Source organism: Paenibacillus chartarius, from assembly GCF_042432825.1.
In the GTDB taxonomy this organism is placed as follows: Bacteria; Bacillota; Bacilli; order Paenibacillales; family NBRC-103111; genus Gordoniibacillus; species Gordoniibacillus chartarius.
The window spans coordinates 1-629 of the sequence record NZ_JBHLWN010000138.1 but is presented as its reverse complement, the minus strand read 5'-3'; the positions used below and the strand labels follow the sequence as shown (position 1 = coordinate 629).

Sequence of the window (629 nt, the reverse complement as noted above, 5' to 3'; positions counted from 1 at the left end):
CTTTGAACTTACGTGAGACGCAAGAGCGCAGACCGAGTTCCCGCATATAAAGGCCAACGGTACGCTCCGTCAACGTGTAGCCCTCTTGTTGCAGCAAAAACGTAATCTTCGGTGCACCATATCGTCCATGCGAGTCGTTAAAATGGTACCTAATCCGCTCCTGGACTTTACGTTTACGCAGCTCCTGCGTACTAGGTTGATGAGTAAGCCAATTGTAGAAACCGCTCCTGGAAACGCCCAGCACTTTGCACATCTTCTCCACTCGAAACTGGGAGCGATGATCTTCGATGAACTGAAATCTCAGTTCTTTGGCTTGCTGAAGATGTGCACTGCCTTTTTTACAATGGCCAGCTCTTCCTCCACATCGGCTATCCGGCGGTCCTTATCACGGATCTCACGATCTTTCTCCTTAAGTAACTGTTCAAGCTCCCGCAAGCGTTCAGCATTGGCGATAGGCTCGTTTTTAAACTCACGAAACTTTGCCTTCCAAGAATGCAACGTCTTTGCCGGGATGCCAAGTTCCAGGGCGACATCCTCCACCGTCTTCGTCTGTTCCTGAAGATATTTCACTGTTTCCTTTTTGAATTCTTCGTTGTACCGTTTCCGCTGTTCACCCATGGGGAACACCT

The 629-nt window shown here is 49.1% G+C and carries 2 protein-coding genes; both read right to left on the bottom strand.

Translation table 11 applies throughout. From position 1 onward, the window contains the following. Positions 1 to 253, bottom strand: a 253-nt coding sequence (locus ACFFK0_RS30655; RefSeq protein ID WP_377475267.1) for an IS3 family transposase, incomplete at its 3' end; no start/stop codon positions are given. Positions 254 to 300: 47 nt separating this feature from the next. Beyond that, positions 301 to 629: transposase (locus tag ACFFK0_RS30650; RefSeq protein WP_377475265.1), on the bottom strand; the 329-nt coding region annotated here is incomplete at its 5' end.